The sequence below is a fragment of the Burkholderia sp. 9775_39 genome (assembly GCF_015712225.1).
GTDB classification, from domain to species: domain Bacteria; phylum Pseudomonadota; class Gammaproteobacteria; order Burkholderiales; family Burkholderiaceae; genus Burkholderia; species Burkholderia cenocepacia.
This window is the reverse complement of sequence record NZ_JACCQC010000002.1, coordinates 153745-174061: the sequence shown is the minus strand read 5'-3', so window position 1 is coordinate 174061 and position 20317 is coordinate 153745. Positions and strand designations below refer to the sequence as shown.

The 20317-nt window shown below is 66.2% G+C and carries 21 protein-coding genes and 1 pseudogene; 14 read left to right on the top strand and 8 right to left on the bottom strand.

The window, feature by feature from the left end; genetic code table 11:
• Positions 1–3 precede the first annotated feature (3 nt).
• From H0X90_RS03600 to H0X90_RS03585, 4 genes are all read right to left on the bottom strand, one after another.
• Positions 4–1455 (bottom strand): bifunctional 2-methylcitrate dehydratase/aconitate hydratase, encoded by a 1452-nt coding sequence (locus H0X90_RS03600; protein WP_077190764.1) that lies wholly within the window; start codon positions 1453–1455, stop codon positions 4–6.
• 27 nt (positions 1456–1482) lie between these two features.
• A complete protein-coding gene (locus H0X90_RS03595) occupies positions 1483–1995 on the bottom strand; it encodes a hypothetical protein (protein ID WP_006487782.1) in 513 nt (170 codons plus the stop codon).
• Between the two features lie 230 nt (positions 1996–2225).
• The gene (locus tag H0X90_RS03590; RefSeq protein WP_048985266.1) at positions 2226–3233 is read right to left on the bottom strand and encodes a CoA ester lyase; all 1008 of its coding nucleotides are present in this window, start codon (positions 3231–3233) and stop codon (positions 2226–2228) included.
• Positions 3234–3418: 185 nt separating this feature from the next.
• Positions 3419–4405, bottom strand: a complete 987-nt coding sequence (locus H0X90_RS03585; protein WP_006487742.1) for a malate dehydrogenase — start codon at positions 4403–4405, stop codon at positions 3419–3421.
• A gap of 288 nt (positions 4406–4693) precedes the next feature.
• On the opposite strand from H0X90_RS03585, the gene H0X90_RS03580 reads away from it, so the two are divergent.
• The 7 genes from H0X90_RS03580 (at position 4694) to gltA (ending at position 10624) form a co-directional block, all read left to right on the top strand.
• Positions 4694–5518, top strand: a complete 825-nt coding sequence (locus H0X90_RS03580; RefSeq protein ID WP_012493207.1) for a GntR family transcriptional regulator — start codon at positions 4694–4696, stop codon at positions 5516–5518.
• A gap of 169 nt (positions 5519–5687) precedes the next feature.
• Entirely contained in the window at positions 5688–6104 is a 417-nt protein-coding gene (gene sdhC / locus H0X90_RS03575) for a succinate dehydrogenase, cytochrome b556 subunit (protein ID WP_012493208.1), read from the top strand.
• A 4-nt stretch (positions 6105–6108) separates the two neighbouring features.
• Positions 6109–6477, top strand: coding sequence for a succinate dehydrogenase, hydrophobic membrane anchor protein (gene sdhD, locus H0X90_RS03570; RefSeq protein ID WP_006487767.1), 369 nt, complete (start codon positions 6109–6111; stop codon positions 6475–6477).
• Positions 6478–6480: 3 nt separating this feature from the next.
• Positions 6481–8256, top strand: coding sequence for a succinate dehydrogenase flavoprotein subunit (sdhA, locus tag H0X90_RS03565; RefSeq protein ID WP_006487772.1), 1776 nt, complete (start codon positions 6481–6483; stop codon positions 8254–8256).
• A gap of 21 nt (positions 8257–8277) precedes the next feature.
• Positions 8278–8979, top strand: a complete 702-nt coding sequence (locus H0X90_RS03560; RefSeq protein WP_006479352.1) for a succinate dehydrogenase iron-sulfur subunit — start codon at positions 8278–8280, stop codon at positions 8977–8979.
• 7 nt (positions 8980–8986) lie between these two features.
• Positions 8987–9256, top strand: a complete 270-nt coding sequence (locus H0X90_RS03555) for a succinate dehydrogenase assembly factor 2 (RefSeq protein ID WP_006495963.1) — start codon at positions 8987–8989, stop codon at positions 9254–9256.
• Between the two features lie 66 nt (positions 9257–9322).
• Positions 9323–10624 (top strand): citrate synthase, encoded by a 1302-nt coding sequence (gene gltA, locus H0X90_RS03550; RefSeq protein WP_006487713.1) that lies wholly within the window; start codon positions 9323–9325, stop codon positions 10622–10624.
• Between the two features lie 90 nt (positions 10625–10714).
• Here gltA and H0X90_RS03545 read toward each other — a convergent pair whose 3' ends face one another.
• Positions 10715–11692, bottom strand: coding sequence for an AraC family transcriptional regulator (locus tag H0X90_RS03545; RefSeq protein WP_058902902.1), 978 nt, complete (start codon positions 11690–11692; stop codon positions 10715–10717).
• A gap of 71 nt (positions 11693–11763) precedes the next feature.
• Between H0X90_RS03545 and H0X90_RS03540 the strand changes: the two genes are divergently transcribed.
• From H0X90_RS03540 to H0X90_RS03520, 5 genes are all read left to right on the top strand, one after another.
• A complete protein-coding gene (locus H0X90_RS03540; RefSeq protein WP_077020965.1) occupies positions 11764–12153 on the top strand; it encodes a VOC family protein in 390 nt (129 codons plus the stop codon).
• 110 nt (positions 12154–12263) lie between these two features.
• Complete coding sequence (locus H0X90_RS03535) at positions 12264–13514, top strand: DUF1479 domain-containing protein (RefSeq protein WP_077190763.1); 1251 nt, start codon at positions 12264–12266, stop codon at positions 13512–13514.
• Between the two features lie 210 nt (positions 13515–13724).
• Positions 13725–14483: a dimethylarginine dimethylaminohydrolase family protein gene (locus tag H0X90_RS03530; protein ID WP_043205168.1), complete on the top strand. Its 759-nt coding sequence runs from the start codon at positions 13725–13727 to the stop codon at positions 14481–14483.
• 98 nt (positions 14484–14581) lie between these two features.
• Positions 14582–15046 (top strand): Lrp/AsnC family transcriptional regulator, encoded by a 465-nt coding sequence (locus H0X90_RS03525; protein ID WP_006487769.1) that lies wholly within the window; start codon positions 14582–14584, stop codon positions 15044–15046.
• A gap of 103 nt (positions 15047–15149) precedes the next feature.
• Positions 15150–16682 carry an amino acid permease gene (locus tag H0X90_RS03520; RefSeq protein WP_077190762.1) on the top strand — a complete coding sequence of 511 codons (1533 nt, stop codon included), beginning with the start codon at positions 15150–15152 and terminating at the stop codon, positions 16680–16682.
• 87 nt (positions 16683–16769) lie between these two features.
• Here H0X90_RS03520 and H0X90_RS35695 read toward each other — a convergent pair.
• From H0X90_RS35695 to H0X90_RS03510, 3 genes and pseudogenes are all read right to left on the bottom strand, one after another.
• Positions 16770–16928, bottom strand: a pseudogene (locus tag H0X90_RS35695) (LysR family transcriptional regulator); the annotation flags it as partial.
• Between the two features lie 87 nt (positions 16929–17015).
• Positions 17016–17741: a glutathione S-transferase gene (locus H0X90_RS03515; RefSeq protein WP_060268289.1), complete on the bottom strand. Its 726-nt coding sequence runs from the start codon at positions 17739–17741 to the stop codon at positions 17016–17018.
• A gap of 121 nt (positions 17742–17862) precedes the next feature.
• On the bottom strand, positions 17863–18186 hold the full coding sequence (locus tag H0X90_RS03510; protein WP_006487734.1) for a cupin domain-containing protein: 324 nt from the start codon (positions 18184–18186) through the stop codon (positions 17863–17865).
• Between the two features lie 347 nt (positions 18187–18533).
• Between H0X90_RS03510 and H0X90_RS03505 the strand changes: the two genes are divergently transcribed.
• On the top strand, positions 18534–19358 hold the full coding sequence (locus H0X90_RS03505) for a hypothetical protein (protein ID WP_077190761.1): 825 nt from the start codon (positions 18534–18536) through the stop codon (positions 19356–19358).
• Between the two features lie 35 nt (positions 19359–19393).
• Entirely contained in the window at positions 19394–20152 is a 759-nt protein-coding gene (locus tag H0X90_RS03500) for a hypothetical protein (RefSeq protein WP_048985273.1), read from the top strand.
• The last annotated feature ends 165 nt before the right edge of the window (positions 20153–20317 follow it).

The following is a 20317-nucleotide window of genomic DNA, read 5'->3' as shown; positions in this document are numbered from 1 at the left end:
CGGCTATATCACATACAGATCGACGTACTCATCGACCGGCATCGCTTCGAGCTTTGCCTGGTCCAGCGACACGTCGAGAATCGCTTGTTGCTGCTTGGCCGGGAAGCGGCGGGCGAGGTTGGTCCTGAACTTCTCGACCAGCAGCGGAACGCCTTCGGCGCGGCGCCGCCGATGGCCGAGCGGGTACTCGACCGCCACTTCGGCAAGCTTCGATCCGTCCGTGAACGCGATCGTCAACGCATTCGCGATCGATCGCTTGTCCGGATCGTGGTAATCCTTCGTGAACTGCGGATCCTCGACGCACACGGTTTTCGCGCGCAGCGCGTCGATGCGCGGGTCCGCCGCGGCCGCGTCTTCATAGTCGGCCGCGGTCAGCCGGCCGAACAGCAGCGGCACGGCGACCATGTACTGGATGCAGTGGTCGCGGTCGGCCGGATTGGCGAGCGGGCCCTGCTTGTCGATGATGCGGATCGCGGCCGCGTGCGTGCGGATCGTGATCCGGCTGATGTCGTCGGTCGTGCGGCCCGCCGCGGCGAGCTGCGCGTGCAGCTGCAGCGCGGCCTCGGCGGCCGTCTGCGCATGGAATTCGGCGGGGAACGCGATCTTGAACAGCACGTTTTCCATCACGTACGTGCCGTACGGGCGCTGGAAGCGGAACGGCTTGCCGTCGAACAGCACGTCGTAGAAGCCCCAGGTCTTGGCGGTGAGCGCCGACGGATAGCCCATTTCACCCGTTTTCGCGATCAGCGCGAGGCGCACCGCGCGGGACGTCGCGTCGCCGGCCGCCCAGGATTTGCGCGAACCGGTGTTCGGCGCATGGCGGTAGGTACGCAGCGCGTGGCCGTCGGCGAATGCGTTGGAGACCGCGTTGATCAACTCGTCGCGCGTGAGCCCGAGGAGCCGCCCGACGACGGCCGTCGACGCGACCTTCACGAGCAGCACGTGGTCGAGCCCGACCGCGTTGAACGAATTCTCGAGGGCGAGGCAGCCCTGGATCTCGTGGGCCTGAATCATCGCGACCAGCACGTCGCGCATCGGGAGCGGCTTCCGGCCGGCCGCGCGGGCCGTGCGGGAGAGCCAGTCGGCCGTCGCCAGGATCCCGCCGAGGTTGTCGGACGGATGACCCCATTCGGCGGCGAGCCAGGTGTCGTTGAAGTCCAGCCAGCGGATCATCGCGCCGATGCCGAACGCGGCCTGGACGGGATCGAGCTGGAAGGACGTGCCGGGCACCTTCGCACCGTTCGGCACGATCGTGCCGGGCACGACGGGGCCGAGCAGCTTGGTGCAGGCAGGGTAGGACAGCGCCTCGAGTCCGCATCCGAGCGTGTCGATCAGGCAATGACGCGCCGTCTCCAGCGCGAGCGCGCTGTCGATACCGGTGTTCAGCACGTAGTCGACGATATCGACGAGTACCGTATCCGGAGCAGGGCGGACGTTGGAGACCGGGGCGGACATCGAGGGGCCGGGAGCGGAAAAACGCGCTTAGTTCGTGGCCGGCTTCAGCTCGTTCGACTGCGTCGGTGCTGCCGTGCCTTGCGCCATTTCCGGCGTCACGCATTCGTCCGCGAGGCGCTCGCCGCCGTTCGCGTCGGAGAACAGCATCGCCTTGGTCGGGATCACGACCAGCTTGAAGCCCGCTGCCGGATCGTAGAACGTGTCGGCGCCCGTCGTCGTGGTCTGACGCGGCAGCTTGTAGTTCTTCTTCGCCCAGTGAACCGTGACGACCTGGTCGCGCTTCATGTCGCCGGCGAGGTCGAACGACAGACCTTCCTTACAGGACCACTTGACCGCGCCGTCCGGTACCGGATCGACCTTGGCCGCCGCGCGTGCCTGCGCCTTCTTGCTGCGCGGGATGATGCGCTTGGCCGGCGCCGGGCGCTTGGCCGTGGCCTTCTTCGCGGTGGTGGCCGTACCCTGGGCAAACGCGCTCGGAGCCGACACCAGCATCGTGGCGGACAAGGCGCCGATGGCGGTAGCGATCAGGAGTTTCTTCATGGAGTCAGAACCTTTCGATAATCAGTTGACAAGGGCCGGCAATCGAAACTGCCGGCCGGTTTGAAACTGCACGCGCCCCGAAAGCGCGCAGCGGCCGCTATTTTCACCTATTTGGCCGCGCATATATCAGGTTTTCGGGCTCCGTTACGTTTTTTGTCGTTTCGCAAACCTCTGTCCGGTTCGCGCATCGACGAATGCATGAAACGCGTGTATCGACAGGCGGCGCGCGCTCACGGCGCGACGCCCGCTGCGGCAGGGCCGAACAGCGGTGCGGCCTCGGACGGTACGGGTTGGCCGGTGGCCTGCGCGCGGCGCAGCACCGACCAGTAATAACGATAACTCGCGCGATCGTGCAGCGTATCACCGTGGCGCGTCGGGCCCCAGTCGGCGGCCTGCGCGGCCAGCAGGATCTCGGCGGCCAGCGTGACTTCGTCGGTGCGCGGCGCGAACGCGTCGACGATCGGGCGGATCTGTGCGGGGTGGATGCTCCACATCCGCGTGAACGCGAATTCGTCGCGCGCGCGGCGCGCATCGCCGGCCACGACGCTCATGTCGCGCACCTCGGTCGTCACGTTGTGCGACGGCGTCTTGCCGTGCGCGTGACAGGCGGCGGCGATTTCCAGCTTCGCGCGGCGCACGAGCGGATGATCGAACTGGCCGGGCGAGCGCATCGCGGAATCGGGAATCGCGCCGTGGTGCGCGGACACGAAATCCATCAGCCCGAAGCTCAGCGTGCCGACCGTCGGCAGCGCGGCGAGGGCGGCCGCCTGCGCGAGCGCGCCGTGCGTCTCGATCAGCACGTCGACCGGGATCGGCTGCGCGATGCCGAGCTCGCGGCGGGTGCCTTCGATGAACGCGGTCATTTCGGCCGCGTCGGCGGCGTTCGCGACCTTCGGCAGCGTGATGTAGGCGGGTACGCGCGATGCGCGCAGCACGATGCGCACGTCGTCGCGCCAGTGCGGATGGGAAAAGTCGTGGATGCGGACCCCGGCGCGGCCGAAGCGGTTCTCGGCGCTGCCGAGCAGGTCGGCGACGAGCGCCGCGTGCGCGGCCTCCTGGCCGACGGCCGCGCCGTCCTCGCAGTCGAGTGTGAGGTCGAACACGGGACCCAGCTCGGCCTGCAGCGCGAGCGACTTGCGCATCAGCTTCTCGCTGCCCGCGTAATGATCGCAGCAGGGCAGGATCGCGGGCGGGGGCGCCCCGTCGTACAGCACTTGTGCAGGAGTGAGCACGGCCATCTCTTCTACGTCAGGGAAGCGGGTCAACGTGGAGAAAATCGGATTCGGGCAGGTTCTGGGCCGGTGCGCGGCGGGCGTCGGGCGGCAAAACGTGCGCGGATCGGATCGTTCGGCAGGGCCGGCGGCTGGCCGGCCCGGACCGGAACCGGGTGGCCCGAGGGCCGCCCGGCAAAGGCGCATGATGCTTAGTTCTTCAGCAGGTGGGCGACGCCATCGCGCTCTTCGAGCAGCTCGGCCAGCGTGCCGTCCATCTTCTCGCGCGAGAACGCGTCGATTTCCAGGCCTTCGACGCGCTTGTATTCGCCGTTTTCGCAGGTGACCGGCACGCCGTAGATGATGTCTTCGGGGATGCCGTACGAGCCGTCCGACGGGATGCCCATCGTGACCCACTTGCCGTTCGTGCCGAGCACCCAGTCACGGACGTGGTCGATCGCCGCGTTGGCTGCCGACGCTGCCGACGACAGGCCGCGCGCTTCGATGATCGCCGCGCCGCGCTTGCCGACGGTCGGGATGAACGTGTCGCGGTTCCACACGTCGTCGTTGATCAGCTTCAGCAGCGATTCGCCTTCGGCGGTCGCGAAGCGGAAGTCCGGGTACATCGTCGGCGAGTGGTTGCCCCACACGGCGAGCTTCTCGATCGACGCGACCGGCTTGCCCGACTTGGCGGCGAGTTGCGACAGCGCGCGGTTGTGGTCGAGGCGCAGCATGGCCGTGAAGTTCTTCTTCGGCAGATCCGGCGCCGACTTCATCGCGATGTACGCGTTCGTGTTCGCCGGGTTGCCGACGACCAGCACCTTCACGTCGCGGCTCGCGACTTCGTTCAGCGCAGCGCCCTGAACCGTGAAGATTTCGGCGTTCGCCGACAGCAGGTCCTTGCGCTCCATGCCCTTCGAGCGCGGACGTGCACCGACCAGCAGCGCGACGTCTGCATCCTTGAATGCAACCTTCGGATCGTCGGTGATCACGACGCCCGCGAGCAGCGGGAACGCGCAATCGTCGAGTTCCATCACGACGCCTTTGACGGCGGCTTGGGCTTGCGGGAGGTCGAGCAGCTGCAGGATGACCGGCTGATCCTTGCCGAGCAGGTCGCCGTTCGCGATGCGGAACAGCAGGGAGTAAGCGATTTGACCTGCGGCGCCGGTGACGGCAACGCGCTTTGCGGGCTTAGCCATTGAAAATCTCCAGGACGGGTGAAGCGTTGGACGCGAGCGAAAACGCCATTCTATGCGCGTTGTGCGTAGCGTTGCATTGAAGCAGGGCGGAGGACTCGCGATGGCAGACGCGGTGAACCTGGAGACGGCCGTGGCACGTAGCCGGGGACGCGCTGTTGCACCCGCGAACCCTTGCTCGACCGGGAGTGTAGGAGCCGTCACGCGCAAAGTCAAACGGTATCATATGTCTTATATAAGACAGATGTTTTGCGGAAATTGAGTGGACGAAAAAGTGCGGTTTGTGATGAAATGCGCGCCATGACATCGAACCAGGCGAACACCGCGAATCAGACCGGCGCAGGCGGCCCAGGGCAGCCGGGCGCGGGCGATCCCGCAGCCTCGCCCGCGGCCTCCGCGTCGCCGACGTTCAGCCCGTTATACCAGCAGATTAAGTCATTGATCACGCAAAGTCTCGAATCCGGCGAGTGGAAGCCGGGCGAGATCATCCCCAGCGAAGTGGAGCTCGCGGCCCGTTACAAGGTCAGCCAGGGCACCGTTCGCAAGGCGATCGACGAGCTGGCCGCCGAAAACCTCGTGGTCCGGCGGCAGGGCAAGGGCACTTTTGTTGCAACGCACAACGAAGATCGCGCGCAGTTCCGCTTCCTGCGGCTGCTGGCCGACGACGGTGCCGAGCACCCGCACGTGAGCCGCCTGCTCGAATGCCGGCGCCTGCGCGCGCCGGCCGAGATCGCGCGGCAGCTCGACCTGAAGCCGGCCGATCCCGTCGTGCAGGTGCGCCGCCTGCTGGAGTTTGAGAGCGAAGCGACGGTGCTCGACGAGATCTGGCTGCCGGGCGCGATGTTCCGCGGGCTCACGTTCGAGCGGCTGAGCGAATACAAGGGGCCGCTCTACGCGATGTTCGAGACGGAGTTCGGTACGCGGATGATCCGCGCGACGGAGAAGATCCGCGCGGTCGCGGCGGATCCGGCGGTGGCCGACCTGCTGCACGTGCCGGCGGGTTTCCCGCTGCTGTCGGTGGAGCGCGTGTCCTATACGTACGGGGACCGGCCGGTGGAAGTGCGACGCGGCTGGTATGTCACAACCGGGTACTACTATCAGAATGACTTGAGTTGACGACGTTTGGCTCAGGCCGCGTGCATTCGCGTACCCCACGCTCGCGAAGCACGTTTCGGGCCGCCTTTGTTCTTGTTCGCGCAACTATCCAGAGCAGACTTTCGCTGCAGCGCGATATAAAAAGGCGCTAAAATTGCGGATTAGTGTGACAACATAGTAGGGGTCTAGCATGACTGACGCAGTAAGAAAGCCGAGGCCGGAATACCGGAACATCGGATTCGGCGATATCACGATGAAATATCGCATGCCGCTGGCGGCGATATTGTCGATTCTCCATCGAGTCAGCGGCGCGCTGCTGTTCTTGTTCCTGCCGTTCCTGCTGTTCCTCTTCGACCAGAGCCTGACGTCCGAGCTCAGCTTCGAAGTCTTCAAGGCCTTCCTCTCCAACATCGTCGTCAAGCTGATCGTCCTCGCGTTGTCGTGGGCCTTCTTCCACCATTTCTGCGCCGGCATTCGCCACCTGCTGATGGACGTCAACCACGACGCCGTCACGAAGGAAGGCGGCAAGCGGACGGCCGTCGTCGTCTTTGTCGTCTCGATCGCGCTGACGATCGCCATGGCACTCAAACTGTTCGGAGCATTCTAAGAAAATGGCAGCCAACAACCGAATCGGCTCGAAGCGCCTCGTCGTCGGCGCACACTACGGCCTGCGCGACTGGCTCGCGCAGCGCGTCACCGCCACGATCATGGCGGTCTACACGGTCATTCTGCTCGTCCTGTTCTTCGGCGCGCACGATTTTTCGTACGAAGGCTGGGCATCGATCTTCGCCGCGCAATGGATGAAGCTCGCGACCTTCGTGATGCTGCTTTCCCTCTTCTACCACGCATGGGTCGGCGTGCGCGACATCTGGATGGACTACGTGAAGCCCGTCGGTGTGCGCCTGCTGCTGCAATCGCTGACCATCGTCTGGCTGCTCGCATGTGCGGGCTACGCCGCGCAGATTCTCTGGAGAGTGTAAAGAATGGCTGCAATCAAAACTTCCCTCCCGCGCCGCAAGTTTGACGTCGTGATCGTCGGCGCGGGCGGCTCCGGCTTGCGCGCGGCGCTGCAACTGTCGCGCGCGGGCCTGTCGGTCGGCGTGCTGTCGAAGGTGTTCCCGACGCGTTCGCACACGGTGGCCGCGCAAGGCGGTATCGGCGCGTCGCTCGGCAACATGAGCGAAGACAACTGGCACTTCCATTTCTACGACACGATCAAGGGCTCCGACTGGCTCGGCGACCAGGACGCGATCGAATTCATGTGCCGCGAAGCGCCGAACGTCGTGTACGAGCTCGAGCACTTCGGCATGCCGTTCGACCGCAACGCGGACGGCACGATCTACCAGCGTCCGTTCGGCGGCCACACCGCGAACTACGGCGAGAAGCCGGTCCAGCGCGCTTGCGCGGCCGCCGACCGTACCGGCCACGCGCTGCTGCACACGCTGTACCAGCAGAACGTCGAAGCGAAGACGCAGTTCTTCGTCGAATGGATGGCGCTCGACCTGATCCGCGACGCGGACGGCGACGTGCTCGGCGTGACGGCCCTCGAGATGGAGACGGGCGACGTCTACATCATGGAAGGCAAGACGACGCTGTTCGCGACGGGCGGCGCAGGCCGGATCTTCGCGGCATCGACCAACGCGTTCATCAACACCGGCGACGGCCTCGGCATGGCCGCGCGTTCGGGCATCGCGCTGCAGGACATGGAGTTCTGGCAGTTCCACCCGACCGGCGTGGCCGGCGCGGGCGTGCTGATCACCGAAGGCGTGCGCGGCGAAGGCGGGATCCTGCGCAACGCGAACGGCGAGCGTTTCATGGAGCGCTACGCGCCGACGCTGAAGGATCTGGCGCCGCGTGACTTCGTGTCGCGTTCGATGGACCAGGAAATCAAGGAAGGTCGCGGCGTCGGTCCGAACAAGGATCACGTGCTGCTCGACCTGTCGCACATCGGCGCCGAGACGATCATGAAGCGTCTGCCGTCGATCCGCGAAATCGCGCTGAAGTTCGCGAACGTCGACGCGATCAAGGAACCGATCCCGGTCGTCCCGACGATCCACTACCAGATGGGCGGCATCCCGACCAACATCCACGGTCAGGTCGTCGGCACGTCGCGCGGCCACAAGGATCCGGTCAACGGTTTCTACGCAGTGGGCGAGTGCTCGTGCGTGTCCGTGCACGGCGCGAACCGCCTCGGCACGAATTCGCTGCTGGATCTCGTGGTGTTCGGCCGTGCGGCCGGCAACCACATCGTCGAGCACGTGAAGAACCAGAAGGAACACAAGCCGCTGCCGGCCGATGCAGGTGAATTCTCGCTGGCGCGCCTCGCGAAGCTCGACAAGTCGACGTCGGGCGAATACACGCAGGACGTCGCGAACGACATCCGCTCGACGATGCAGAAGCACGCAGGCGTGTTCCGCACGTCGGAACTGCTGAAGGAAGGCGTCGACCAGATGGCCGGCCTGAAGGCGCGCGTGGAAAACATCCACCTGAAGGACAAGTCGAAGGTGTTCAACACCGCGCGCGTCGAAGCGCTCGAGCTGGAGAACCTGATCGAAGTGGCCCGCGCGACGATGGTGTCGGCGGAAGCGCGCAAGGAAAGCCGCGGCGCGCACGCGCACAGCGACTACGAACACCGTGACGACGAGAACTGGCTGCGCCACACGCTGTGGTACAGCGAAGGCGATCGCCTCGACTACAAGCCGGTTCAAATGAAGCCGCTGACGGTCGAATCCGTGCCGCCGAAGCCGCGCACGTTCTAAGCCGAGTCAAAGGAATCCGAAATGGCAAAACGCATTTTTGAAGTCTACCGCTACGATCCGGACAAGGACGCAGCGCCGCGCATGCAGACGTACGAGCTCGAGATCCAGCATGAGCGCATGCTGCTCGACGCACTGGTCAAGCTGAAGGCCCTGGACGAGACGCTGTCGTTCCGTCGTTCGTGCCGTGAAGGCGTGTGCGGTTCGGACGCGATGAACATCAACGGCAAGAACGGTCTCGCGTGCCTGACGAACCTGAACGATCTGCCGCAGAAGATCGTGCTGCGTCCGCTGCCGGGCCTGCCCGTCGTGCGCGACCTGATCGTCGACATGACGCACTTCTTCAACCAGTACCACTCGATCAAGCCGTACCTGATCAACGACGCGCCGCCGCCGGAGAAGGAACGCCTCCAGTCGCCGGAAGAGCGCGACGAACTCGACGGCGTGTACGAGTGCATTCTGTGTGCGAGCTGCTCGACGTCGTGCCCGAGCTTCTGGTGGAACCCGGACAAGTTCGTCGGCCCGGCCGGCCTGCTGCAGGCTTACCGCTTCATCGCGGATAGCCGCGACACGGCGACCGGCGAGCGTCTCGACAACCTGGAAGACCCGTACCGTCTGTTCCGTTGCCACACGATCATGAACTGCGTCGACGTTTGCCCGAAGGGCCTGAACCCGACGAAGGCGATCGGCAAGATCAAGGAACTGATGGTCCGCCGCGCTGTTTAAGGTCGAGATGAGCGATTCGCATCAATCCGACCCGCACCGTCGCGCGCGCCTTCGCTGGCGTGCGCGGCGGGGTCTGCTGGAAAACGACATCGTTTTCGAACGGTTCTTCAGCAGATACGAGCATGACCTCACCGATGCAGACGTAGGCGCGTTGTCGCGCCTGCTCGATCTGAGCGACAACGACCTGATGGACTTGCTCCTCGCGCGCAAGGAACCAGAGGGCGACCTAGACAGCCCGGACATTCACCGGCTGTTGGAGATGCTGCGCAACGTGTAACGCCAAGGTGTAACGCGCTGTGCCCGTTATCGAATCCCGTTTCTTTATTTCGATTGAGGATGTGCCATGACTCCGTCTGATGTTAAAGCCACGCTATCGTTCAGCGACAACTCGCCGAGCGTCGAACTGCCGATCTACAAGGGCACGATGGGCCCGGACGTGATCGACATCCGCAAGCTGTACGGCCAGACCGGCAAGTTCACGTACGACCCGGGCTTCATGTCGACGGCTTCGTGTAATTCGGCGATCACGTACATCGACGGCGACAAGGGCGAACTGCTGTATCGCGGCTACCCGATCGACAACCTCGCGCAAAACGCGGACTTCCTCGAAAGCTGCTACCTGCTGCTGAAGGGCGAACTGCCGAACGCCGCGCAGAAGAAGGAATTCGTCGACACCGTCACGAAGCACACGATGGTGCACGAGCAGATGCACTTCTTCTTCCGTGGCTTCCGTCGCGACGCGCACCCGATGGCGATCCTGGTCGCCGCGGTCGGCGCACTGTCCGCGTTCTACCACGACTCGCTCGACATCAACGACCCGCGTCACCGCGAAGTGTCGGCGATCCGCATGATCGCGAAGCTGCCGACGCTCGTCGCGATGGCGTACAAGTACAGCATCGGCCAGCCGTTCGTGTATCCGAAGAACTCGCTGTCGTACAGCGCGAACTTCATGCACATGATGTTCTCGAACCCGTGCGAAGAGTACAAGGTCAACGACGTGCTCGTCCGCGCGCTCGACCGTATCCTGATCCTGCACGCCGATCACGAGCAGAACGCATCGACGTCGACGGTCCGCCTGGCCGGCTCGTCGGGCGCGAACCCGTTCGCGTGTATCGCAGCCGGTATCGCGTGTCTGTGGGGCCCGGCGCACGGTGGTGCGAACGAAGCCGCGCTGAACATGCTCGAGCAGATCGGTTCGCCGGACAACATCCCCGAATTCATCAAGCAGGTGAAGGACAAGAATTCGGGCGTGAAGCTGATGGGCTTCGGCCACCGCGTGTACAAGAACTACGACCCGCGTGCGAAGCTGATGCGCGAAACGTGCTACGAAGTGCTGAACGAACTGGGCCTGCACGACGACCCGCTGTTCAAGCTCGCGATGCAGCTCGAGAAGATCGCGCTGGAAGACGAATACTTCGTGTCGCGCAAGCTGTACCCGAACGTCGACTTCTACTCGGGCATCGTCCAGCGCGCGCTGGGCATCCCGACGTCGATGTTCACGTGTATCTTCGCGATGGCACGTACGGTCGGCTGGATCGCACAGTGGAACGAAATGATTGCGGATCCGGAACAGAAGATCGGCCGTCCGCGTCAGCTGTTCATCGGCGATACGCCGCGCGAAGCGAAGCCGCTCAACGCACGTTAAGCCGTGTGTGGCGCGAACGGCCGGCAGGCCGCTCGCGTCGGGCAATCGCCACGCCACGACACCCCGACGGGTCAGCCCGTCGGGGTGTTTTCATTTGGGCGGTCGATGTTGGCCCGATCCAGTGCGGCGCTCCAGCGACGGCGGCCGTGTGTCGAGCGCGGGTGCATCGCCGTCGGGCGCGTGGCCGTGCTGCTTGAAGAATTGCCGGTACGCGCCGGGCGTCGTGCCGCGCGCGGCGAGGAACTGGCGATTGAAGTTCGCGGCATTCGGAATGCCGCAGCGCGCGGCCACCGTCGCGATCGGCCAGTCGGTGCCGACGAGGTGGCGGCATGCGTGCGCGAGCCGCAGCCGCTGCACGTAGCGGCCGACGCTTTCGCCGAGATGCCGGACGAACAGCCGTTGCAGCGTGCGTTCGGACATGTGCGCGGCAGCGGCGAGTGCATCGATGCGCAGCGGTTCGTGGAAATGCCGGTCGATCGCGTCGAGCACGCGGTCGAGGCGCTCGGCCTCGGGCGCGGCCGGGTCGGCGGGCGACGCGGCGCCGTCGGGCCGGTCGTACGCGTGCGCGGTGGCGAGCGGTTCGCCGCCGGTTTCCGCGAGATCGGCAAGCGTGTCCAGCGTGGCTGCGAGCCGCACGCGCGGCGACGGATCGAGCAACAGCGGCAGCCGCGCGCGCATCGCGCGGGCCGTCTCCCCGTCGAAGCGCAGGCCGGGCGCCGCGCGTCGCAGCAGCGAACGCAGCGGCGCGTATTCGGGGCAGCAGTCGGCCAGCCGCCGCGCCCAGTCCCCGTCGAACCAGACGACGAGCGCGACCTCGGGCGCGTCGCGATCGATGCGCGCGTTCGACGACCACGTATGCGGCAGGTTGGGCGGCACGAGCACGAGATCGTCGTCCGCGTAGTGTGCGACGTGATCGCCGATGAAGCGCTGGCCGCGGCTGTTGAGCGTCAGCGTCAGTTCGTACTCGGGATGGCGATGCCATTCGAACGGGATGCGCGCGAGCTGGCGATGATAGACGCGGATCGAACAGCCGGATGCGAACGTCACGTGCTCGTATTGCGGTTTCATCACGGCCTCCGGTGGGGGCGGGCAGCGCGTCGTGGCATGATCGTGAGCGATCGTCACCCCGGAGCGATGCCATGTTTTCACATGTTTGCGTGGGCGTCAGCGATACGGCGCGCGCCTACGATTTCTACGCGCCGCTGTTCGCGGCACTCGGGCTGCGCCTGAAATTCCGCGAGCCCGACGGCTGGTCGGGCTGGATGCCGGCCGACGCCGAGCGGCCGCTGTTCTTCTTCGGCAAGCCGCTCGACGGTCACCCGCCGGCGCCGGGCAACGGCCATACGATCGCGTTCGATGCACCGACCCGCGCGCACGTCGATCGCTGCCACGCGCTCGCGCTGCGGCAGGGCGGCACCTGCGAAGGGCCGCCGGGCCTGAGGCCGTACTATCACCGCGACTATTACGGCGCCTATTTCCGCGACCCGGACGGCAACAAGCTCTGCGTGGTCTGCCATCGTCCCGAGTGACACGCGATTGTCAGGATTGTATCGATCATTGGCCGGATAGTGGTGATCGCGGCCATGTGCCGGCCGTACGCTGACAGCACATCACGACACGCTTCAGCGAGGAGACGACGATGCAACTGACGATTGACGATCTGCCCGCCGCGATTCGCGCGGCGAAACGGGCGCTGCGCGCCGACTTGCCCGGTTACGCGGCCACGTTCCGCGAACTGGAAGGCGACATCGTACGGCAGGTCGACGCGATCCGCCGCGCGCACGCGCATGGCCATGACGTGATTCCGGTCGTGCCGTTCGCGGATATCGCGGCCGGGAGCGTCGATCCGCACGCGCTTGCCGCGATCCGCACGCATGGCGCGGTCGTGATCCGCGGCGTGTTCGATGCGCGGCAGGCAAGCGACTGGAACGACGAGATCGGCGCGTATCTGGATGCGAACCGTTTCGCCGAGCGGCTGCATGCACGCGCGGAGGACCGTTACTTCGGCAATCTCGCGTCGGGCAAGCCGCAGATTTACGGCGTCTACTGGTCGAAGCCGCAGGTGGCTGCGCGCCAGTCGCCGGCGCTCACGCAGGCGCGCGTGTTTCTGAACCGCTTGTGGCGGCATGCGGACGGCGCGCGCACGCATTTCGATCCCGACCAGGTGCCCGCGTATGCGGACCGGATTCGCCGCCGGCCGCCCGGTTCGACGTCGCTCGGGCTGTCGCCGCATGTCGACGGCGGTTCCGTCGAGCGCTGGCTCGGCGCGAATTTTCGGCAGGTCTATCGTCACGTGCTGGCCGGCCGCTGGCGCGATTACGATCCGTTCGATGCGGCGTTCCGACCCGACGTCGAGGAGATTCCGTCGCCGGCCGTGTGTTCGATGTTCCGCACGTTCCAGGGCTGGACCGCGCTGACGCCGCAAGGGCCTGGCGACGGCACGCTGCAGCTGATTCCGGTCGCGAACGCGATGGCCTATGTCGTGCTGCGCGCGCTGCAGGACGACGTCGCCGACGACGACCTGTGCGGCGCGCGTCCCGGCCGCGCGCTGTCGATTCGCCCGGAATGGCACGCGCTGCTGCTCGATGCGCTGGTGCCGATCCCGCACATGGCGCCGGGCGACGCGGTGTTCTGGCACGGCGACGTCGTGCATGCGGTCGAGGATGCGCATCGCGGCAGCGGCGACAGCAACGTGATGTACATTGCGGCCGCGCCCGGCTGCGCGAAGAACGACGCGTACCTGCAACGCCAGCGTTCCGCGTTCCTGCGCGGCGACAGCCCGCCCGATTTCCCGGCCGATCATTTCGAAGTCGATTTCGACGGCCGCGCGGGGGAGGGCGATCTCACGCCGCTCGGCCGTGCGCAGATGGGGTTCGCGCCCGGCGTATAAAGCATGTGCGGCGGCCCCGAACGGCCGTTCGCAAGACCGCGGGCAGGCCGTCTGCCGAATCCGCTGCGTGGTGCACGCAATTCGACGCAATCGGCTGTCGGCGCCGCCGAAATCGACGCGAATGGCGCAATTTGGCTTCCGATAATGGTCCGGACACAACGCCGCCGGCCCGTGCGCCGCACGGAAGCGGCGCAGACCATGGAGGAGTCGATGCAATTCACGCAAGCGATCGTTCGCCGTCCCGCGCCGTCCTGCGGCGCGGGCCTGACCACCGCCGAACTCGGCGCACCCGATTACGACAAGACGCTCACGCAGTTCCACGCGTACTGCGACGCGCTGCGCACGCTCGGCGTCGAGTTGACCGAACTGCCGCCGCTGGAGGCGTTTCCCGATTCGCACTTCGTCGAGGACGTCGCCGTCGTCACGCCGGAATTCGCGGTGATCACGCGTCCCGGCGCGCCTGCCCGGCGCGGCGAGACGGTTCATATCGAAGCGGCGCTCGCCGCGCATCGCGAACTGCTGCCGATGCAGTCCGGCCGTCTCGACGGCGGCGACGTGATGCAGGTCGGCAAGCGCTTCTTCATCGGCCTGACGAGCCGCACCGACGCGGAAGGCATCGCCGCGTTCGACGCGCTGGTGTCGCGCCATGGCTATTCGGTCGTCGCGGTGCCGGTCGGCGCCGGCCTGCACCTGAAATCGGTCGTCAACGCGCTCGGCGACGACACGCTGCTCGTGACCGACGCGCTGGCCGCGCATCCGGCATTCGCCGACTATCGCCGGATCGCGATCTCGGCCGCCGACGAATACGCGGGCAACACGCTGCGCGTGAACGGTACGCTGATCACGCCGGCCGGCTATCCGCGCGTGCATGACGCGATCGCGTCGCTCGGCATGCCGCTGCACGTGATCGACACGAGCGAGTTCCGCAAGATGGACGGCGGCCTGACCTGCCTGTCGCTGCGGTTCTAGCCGATTGGCGCGCGGCCGCTTCGGCCGGATAATGTGGCCCCCGCGCGGAACGGCACACGTTCCGCGCACCAGCCACGACCCGACCGGAGCGAACGCGGATGACCGACAAGAAGATGCAGCTCGACAAGATCGATCTCCGGATCCTCGACATCCTGCGTACCGACGGGCGAATTTCGTACCGGAAGCTGTCGGAGCTCGTGAACCTCACGCCGCGGCCGTGCCAGGCGCGCGTGGAGCGGCTCGAGGCGCTCGGCGTGATCGAAGGGTATCGCGCGGTGATCAAGGCGCCGCGCGCGACCAAGCCGATCGTCGTGATCGCGCAGATCGTGCTGGCCGACCACGGGCGTTCGCAGGCGCCGTTCGAGGAGGAAATGCGCGCGAATCCGGCCGTGCTCGATTGCTGGCTCGTCAGCGGCACGTTCGATTTTCTCGTGCGGCTCGCGTGCGAGGATCTCGACGAGTACCGGCGGATCGCGAACGTATGGCTGGAAAGCCCGCGATTCCGGATCGAGAAGATCGTGACGACGGCCGAACTGCAGGCGATCAAGCGCAGCGTCGTGTGATGCGACCGGCCCGGCAGGGCCGGTTTCGAGGCGAATGACCAGGTCGATCGATTTGCATTCCAAATCAAATTTGGCTGACCGGATCACAATCAGGGTGAACACTATGGATGCTATGCAAGCGGCAGCGGAGACGGCCGCGTCGTCCGGGGCGACGCTGAAGCGTCGTCTGCAGGGCCGCCACATCGCGATGATCGCGATCGGCGGTTCGATCGGCACGGGGCTGTTCGTCGCGTCGGGCGCGTCGGTCGCGCAGGCGGGGCCGGGCGGGGCGATCGCCGCGTATCTCGCGATCGGAATCATGGTCTATTTCGTCGTCACCGGGCTCGGCGAGATGGCCGCGTTGATGCCGGTATCGGGCTCGTTCGCGATCTACGGCGAGAAGTACGTCGACGAAGGTTTCGGCGTCGCGCTCGGCTGGACCTACTGGTACAGCTGGGCGGTGACGATCGCGATCGAGCTGGTCGCCGCGCAGATCGTGATGCGCTACTGGTTTCCGTCGGTGCCCGGCGTGTGGTGGGGCGCGAGCTTCCTCGTGCTGATCTTCCTGCTCAATACGCTGTCGGTGCGCGGCTTCGGCGAATCGGAATACTGGTTCTCGCTGATCAAGGTCGTCACCGTGATCGCATTCATCGCGGCCGGGCTGCTGATCGCGGCCGGCGTGCTCGGGACCGGGCTTCCGGTCGGCTGGCGCAACTTCACGACCGGCGACGCGCCGTTCGTCGGCGGCGTGCACGCGATGATGAGCGTCGCGCTGATCGCGGGCTTCTCGTTCCTCGGCACCGAGCTGGTCGGCATCACGGCCGGCGAATCGGAAAACCCGCGCAAGACGATCCCGCGCGCGGTGAAGCAGATTTTCTGGCGGATCATGCTGTTCTACGTGCTGGCGATCTTCGTGATCGGCCTGCTGGTGCCGTACACCGATCCGAACCTGCTGAAGAGCGACGTGACCGACATCGGCGTGAGCCCGTTCACGCTGGTGTTCAGCCATGCGGGGTTCCCGCTCGCGGCCGGCGCGATGAACCTGGTGATCCTGACGGCCGTACTGTCGGCCGGCAATTCCGGCACCTACGCGGCGACGCGGATGCTGTACAACCTCGCATCGGAAGGGCGCGCGCCGGCCATGTTCGCGACGCTGTCGCCGGGTGGCGTGCCGCGCAACGCGCTGTACGCGACGATGGCCGTCGGCGGGTTGTGCTTCCTCACGTCGCTGACCAGCAACCAGCGCATCTATCTGTGGCTGCTGAATACGGTCGGCATCACCGGCTTCATCGCGTGGCTCGGCATCGCGGTCTGCCATTACCGGTTCCGCAAGGGATTCCTGAAGCAGGGCTATCGGCTCGACCAACTGCCGTATCGCGCGAAATGGTTTCCGTTCGGGCTGTTGTTCGCGATCGCGATCTGCATCGTGATTTCGCTGGGCCAGGATTACCAGGCATTCTTCGCGGCGCGCATCGACTGGATGGAAGTGCTGTCGATCTATGTGTGGATTCCGCTGTTCGTCGCGATCTGGTGGGCGTATCGCCGCGCGCGCAAGAGCCGGCTCGTGCGCTACGAAGAGATGGACATCGGGCCGTGGCTCACGCGCTCGGTCGAGGCCGTCGACGCGGCGGCCTCGCAGCACGGGCAGCCGCGCTGATCGCCGGCGGGCGACGGCGAGGCGACGGGAGCCGGCGCGAATCGTATGGCCTCCGTCGAGCGAGCCGTGCCGCCACGCGCGTTTCGGTCAGCGTGCCTGCTTCAACTGCGCCTTCATGAAATCCACCCATGCGCGTACCTTCTGCGGCACGTGTCGCGTCGCGACGTACGGCGCGTAGACGTTCTGCTGCGGAAACCGGTACGCGGGCAGCGCGTCGACCAGCGTGCCGTTTGCGAGATCGTCCTGTGTTCCGGCGCGAAGCGGACGGCCTGATCGTGTGGCGCCACCTGCACGAGACGGCGGTCGCCGCGTGAACGACGCGTGCCGCTGCCGTTACTTGTCCAGCTCCGGATAGTGCCGGAAGATCCCCATGTCGTTGAACGGGATGCGGCGCTCCGATGCCAGGTAGCGCGCGACGGGCGGATGCTCCGCGACGCGATCGTGCAGCGCGACGAGCGCCGTGACCTTGCGCTCCGCGCGCTTCATCGCCTTCGGGAACGCATAGCGCAGCCCCTCGATCAACTGGAACATCGTCAGGTCCGCATAGCTGAGCGCGTTGCCCGCGATATAACCGTTCTTGTGCGGATTCTGTTCGAGCACGCGATCGAAGTAGCCAAGGAACTTCGGCAGCCGGTTCTCGAGGAAATCGGCCGCGCGCTCGGCCGCTTCCGCTTTCTGGTCCTCGTAGTACAGGCCGCTGCCGATCGGATGGTGCGTGTCGTGGATCTCGGTGATGAAATCGGCGGCGGTCAGCTGGATCTGATGCACCCACAGCCGGCCGGCTTCGTCGTCGGGCGCGAGCCCGAGCCGCGCGCCGAGAAACAGCAGGATGTTCGCGGTCTGCCCGACGACCACGTCGCCCGCCTTCAGGAACGGCGGTGCGAACGGCACGCATTCGGCCTGCGTGCTGTCCATCATGCGCATCATGGCCGTCACGCCCATTCCGCGCCCCGATTCGCGCGCGACGTCGACGTAGTCGGCTTCGGCGGCCTCGAGCGCGAGCCGTACGTACTCGCCGCGGCCCTGGATCTCGGGCCAGTAATAGAGTTCATATCGCATGCTGTTCTCCTGTTCGTTGAACCGAATGCTGCCGGCTGCATGAAGGCGGGGCGGCCATGCGGCTCCCGCTGCGAATAGACAGTCTAGGAGATCGCGGGGAAAGTGCCGCGGGCGTCGCGCGTCACGCGCCGCGTTCGCCGCCTTCGGGGCCGTAGAAGAACACCCATGTCGAGAAATCGTCGGAGAAGCCGACGAAGCGATGCTCGGCGTGCGCGGGGACGAACAGCGCGTCGCCGGCCGCGACGTCGCATTCACGCCCGTCGACGACGAAGCGCGACGTGCCGGCGGCGATCACGTAGACCTCGTCGCGCACGTGCGGCGTCTGCCGATCCTCGATGCGCGGCCGGTACAGCTCGACGTCGAGCGTGCCGTGGTGAAACAGCGTCGTGAACAGCGTGCCTGCGTCGTCGAGGCGCGCAAGCGATTCTTTCAGGCCGAGCTTCATGAGGGCTCCGGGTCCGGATCACGGGAACGTGCGTTGCGTCATCGTAGCGCGCGCGTCGATACGTCGAAACCCCGCGCCGGCCACCGGCGAAACAAGGGGCGATGCGCTCGCCACGGATGAAACGGCTTCGACCATCGGCGAAACGGAGCGGTAGCCGAGCGGATTCGATCGGCATTTTCACTCCAATTTAACCAACGCCGCCTACGATCGCGCTTCGCCGATCGGTGATGCGTCGCGATGCCGTTTCATGCGTGGCTGCAGTTGCCTTTCCCCTTGATTCCGCGAAATCCGGCGGTCCTGCCTGTCGTCAGGCGCGCTCGTCATTCGCCTCCTTTCATCTCGCACCCATGAGTCAGCATCCCCCGGCCTCGTCCCGCAGAACATTCCTGTCCGCCGCGCCGGCCGTCGCGGCGGCGTCATTCCTCGGCGCATGCGGCGGCGGCGACGCCGTCACGTCGGCGCCGATCGGCGACGCCGCGCTCGCCGCGCAGATGTCCGCGAAACTGAACGCCCAGCTCGACGATGCGGCGACGGTCGACGCGATCGTGCCGGCGATGACCGATGTCGGCTTCACGTGGGCGCTGCCGACGGTGCCGGCCGCGCAGATCGGCGCGATCGTCGCGTACAGCTTCGGCAATCGTCCGAACGCGGCGAGCGGCAATACGTCGAGCACCGGCGGCAACCAGTCCGCGCTGCCCGATCCGGGGCCCGTCAACGAAGCGCTCGCGGACGCCGTGTACCGCATCCGCCAGCTGAAACCGGTCAAGGTCTACGCGCAGTGGGAAATCGCGCGCTTTCTCGTATCGAAATACGGGCTGGGCGCCGACGTGCTGTCGTCGATCGAACCGGTGATCGCGAGCGACGGCTCGATCGTCTACCTGAGCACCGCGGGCGTCGCGGCCGTGGCCGTATCGCGTGCGGGCGGCGCGGCCGCGATGGGCACCGTCGCGGTGGTTGGCCATCGCGATCATGCGAAGCGCTGCATCCAGACCTCGCGGCAGGCGGGCATGCAGGCGGCCGCGGTCGCCGAGGTGCCGCTGCCGGCCACGTACGACCCGCAGTCGGGCCAGCCGTGGACGCGCAACCGCAGCCTCTATCTCGTGCACGACATGTATGCGCAGATGCTGACGCACGCGATGACCGCGACGATGCAGGCGTTCCCGAAGGGCTGATGCCTTCCGTCGTTTCCCATTCGAATTCCGTGACCATGACGAACCGCCGCCATTTTCTCGCCTCCACTTCATTGCTCGCCGCCTCGTGCGCCGCCGCCGCGCCCGCGTTCGCAAGCGACGCCCCCGTTTCCGATGCGGAACTGCAGCGCCAGATGCTCGGCAAGCTGACGAACGAACTGAACGATCGCGCGACTGCCGCCGACGAAACCGGTTACCTGCTCGACACGTTTTTCGCGTGGACGCCGCCGTCCGTCGACGCGGCCGGCGTCAACACGATCGTCGCGTTCGGCTTCGGCAGCCGCGCCGGGTCATCGGCCGCCGCGCCGCTGCCGGGCCCCGTGAACGAGGCCATCGCCGACGCCGTGTTCCAGCTTCGGCAGAAAGCCGCGGTGCCGGTTTTCGCGCAGCAGGAAGTCGCGAGCGTGCTCGCGTCGAAGTACGGACTGACGGCCGGCGTGACGTCGATCGCGACGCCCGCCGCGGTCGCCGGCAGCCCGATACCGACGCCAGACGGCGTCGCCGCCGCGATCGTCAGGCAGGCCGGTTCGGCCGCGGCGCTCGGCAAGGTCGGCGTGGTCACGCATCGCGATCAGGCGTCGATCGCCGTGCGCGTGTCGAATGCGGCGGGGATGCAGGCGGCGGTGCCGGCCGGACTGGCGCTGCCTGGCGCCTACGATGCATCGGCCCAGCAGCCGGCGATGCGGCGGCGCGATCTTTACCTGATGAGCAATGCCGGCATGCAGCTCGCGATGCTGCGGCTCGACCTGATCAATCGCGAATATCCGGGCGGCTAGACGCGCAGCGCACCCCGCGCGCGATCGCCGCGCGCCGGATCGTGCGTGCCACATGTTGGCGGGTAATGCCGATACAGGTATTGGCACTACCAGCCAAACCACTGTTTTTAATGGGTTTTTTCGCGTCCGGCCTGCGCCGCGACGCGTTCTGCGTGGCATAATCGA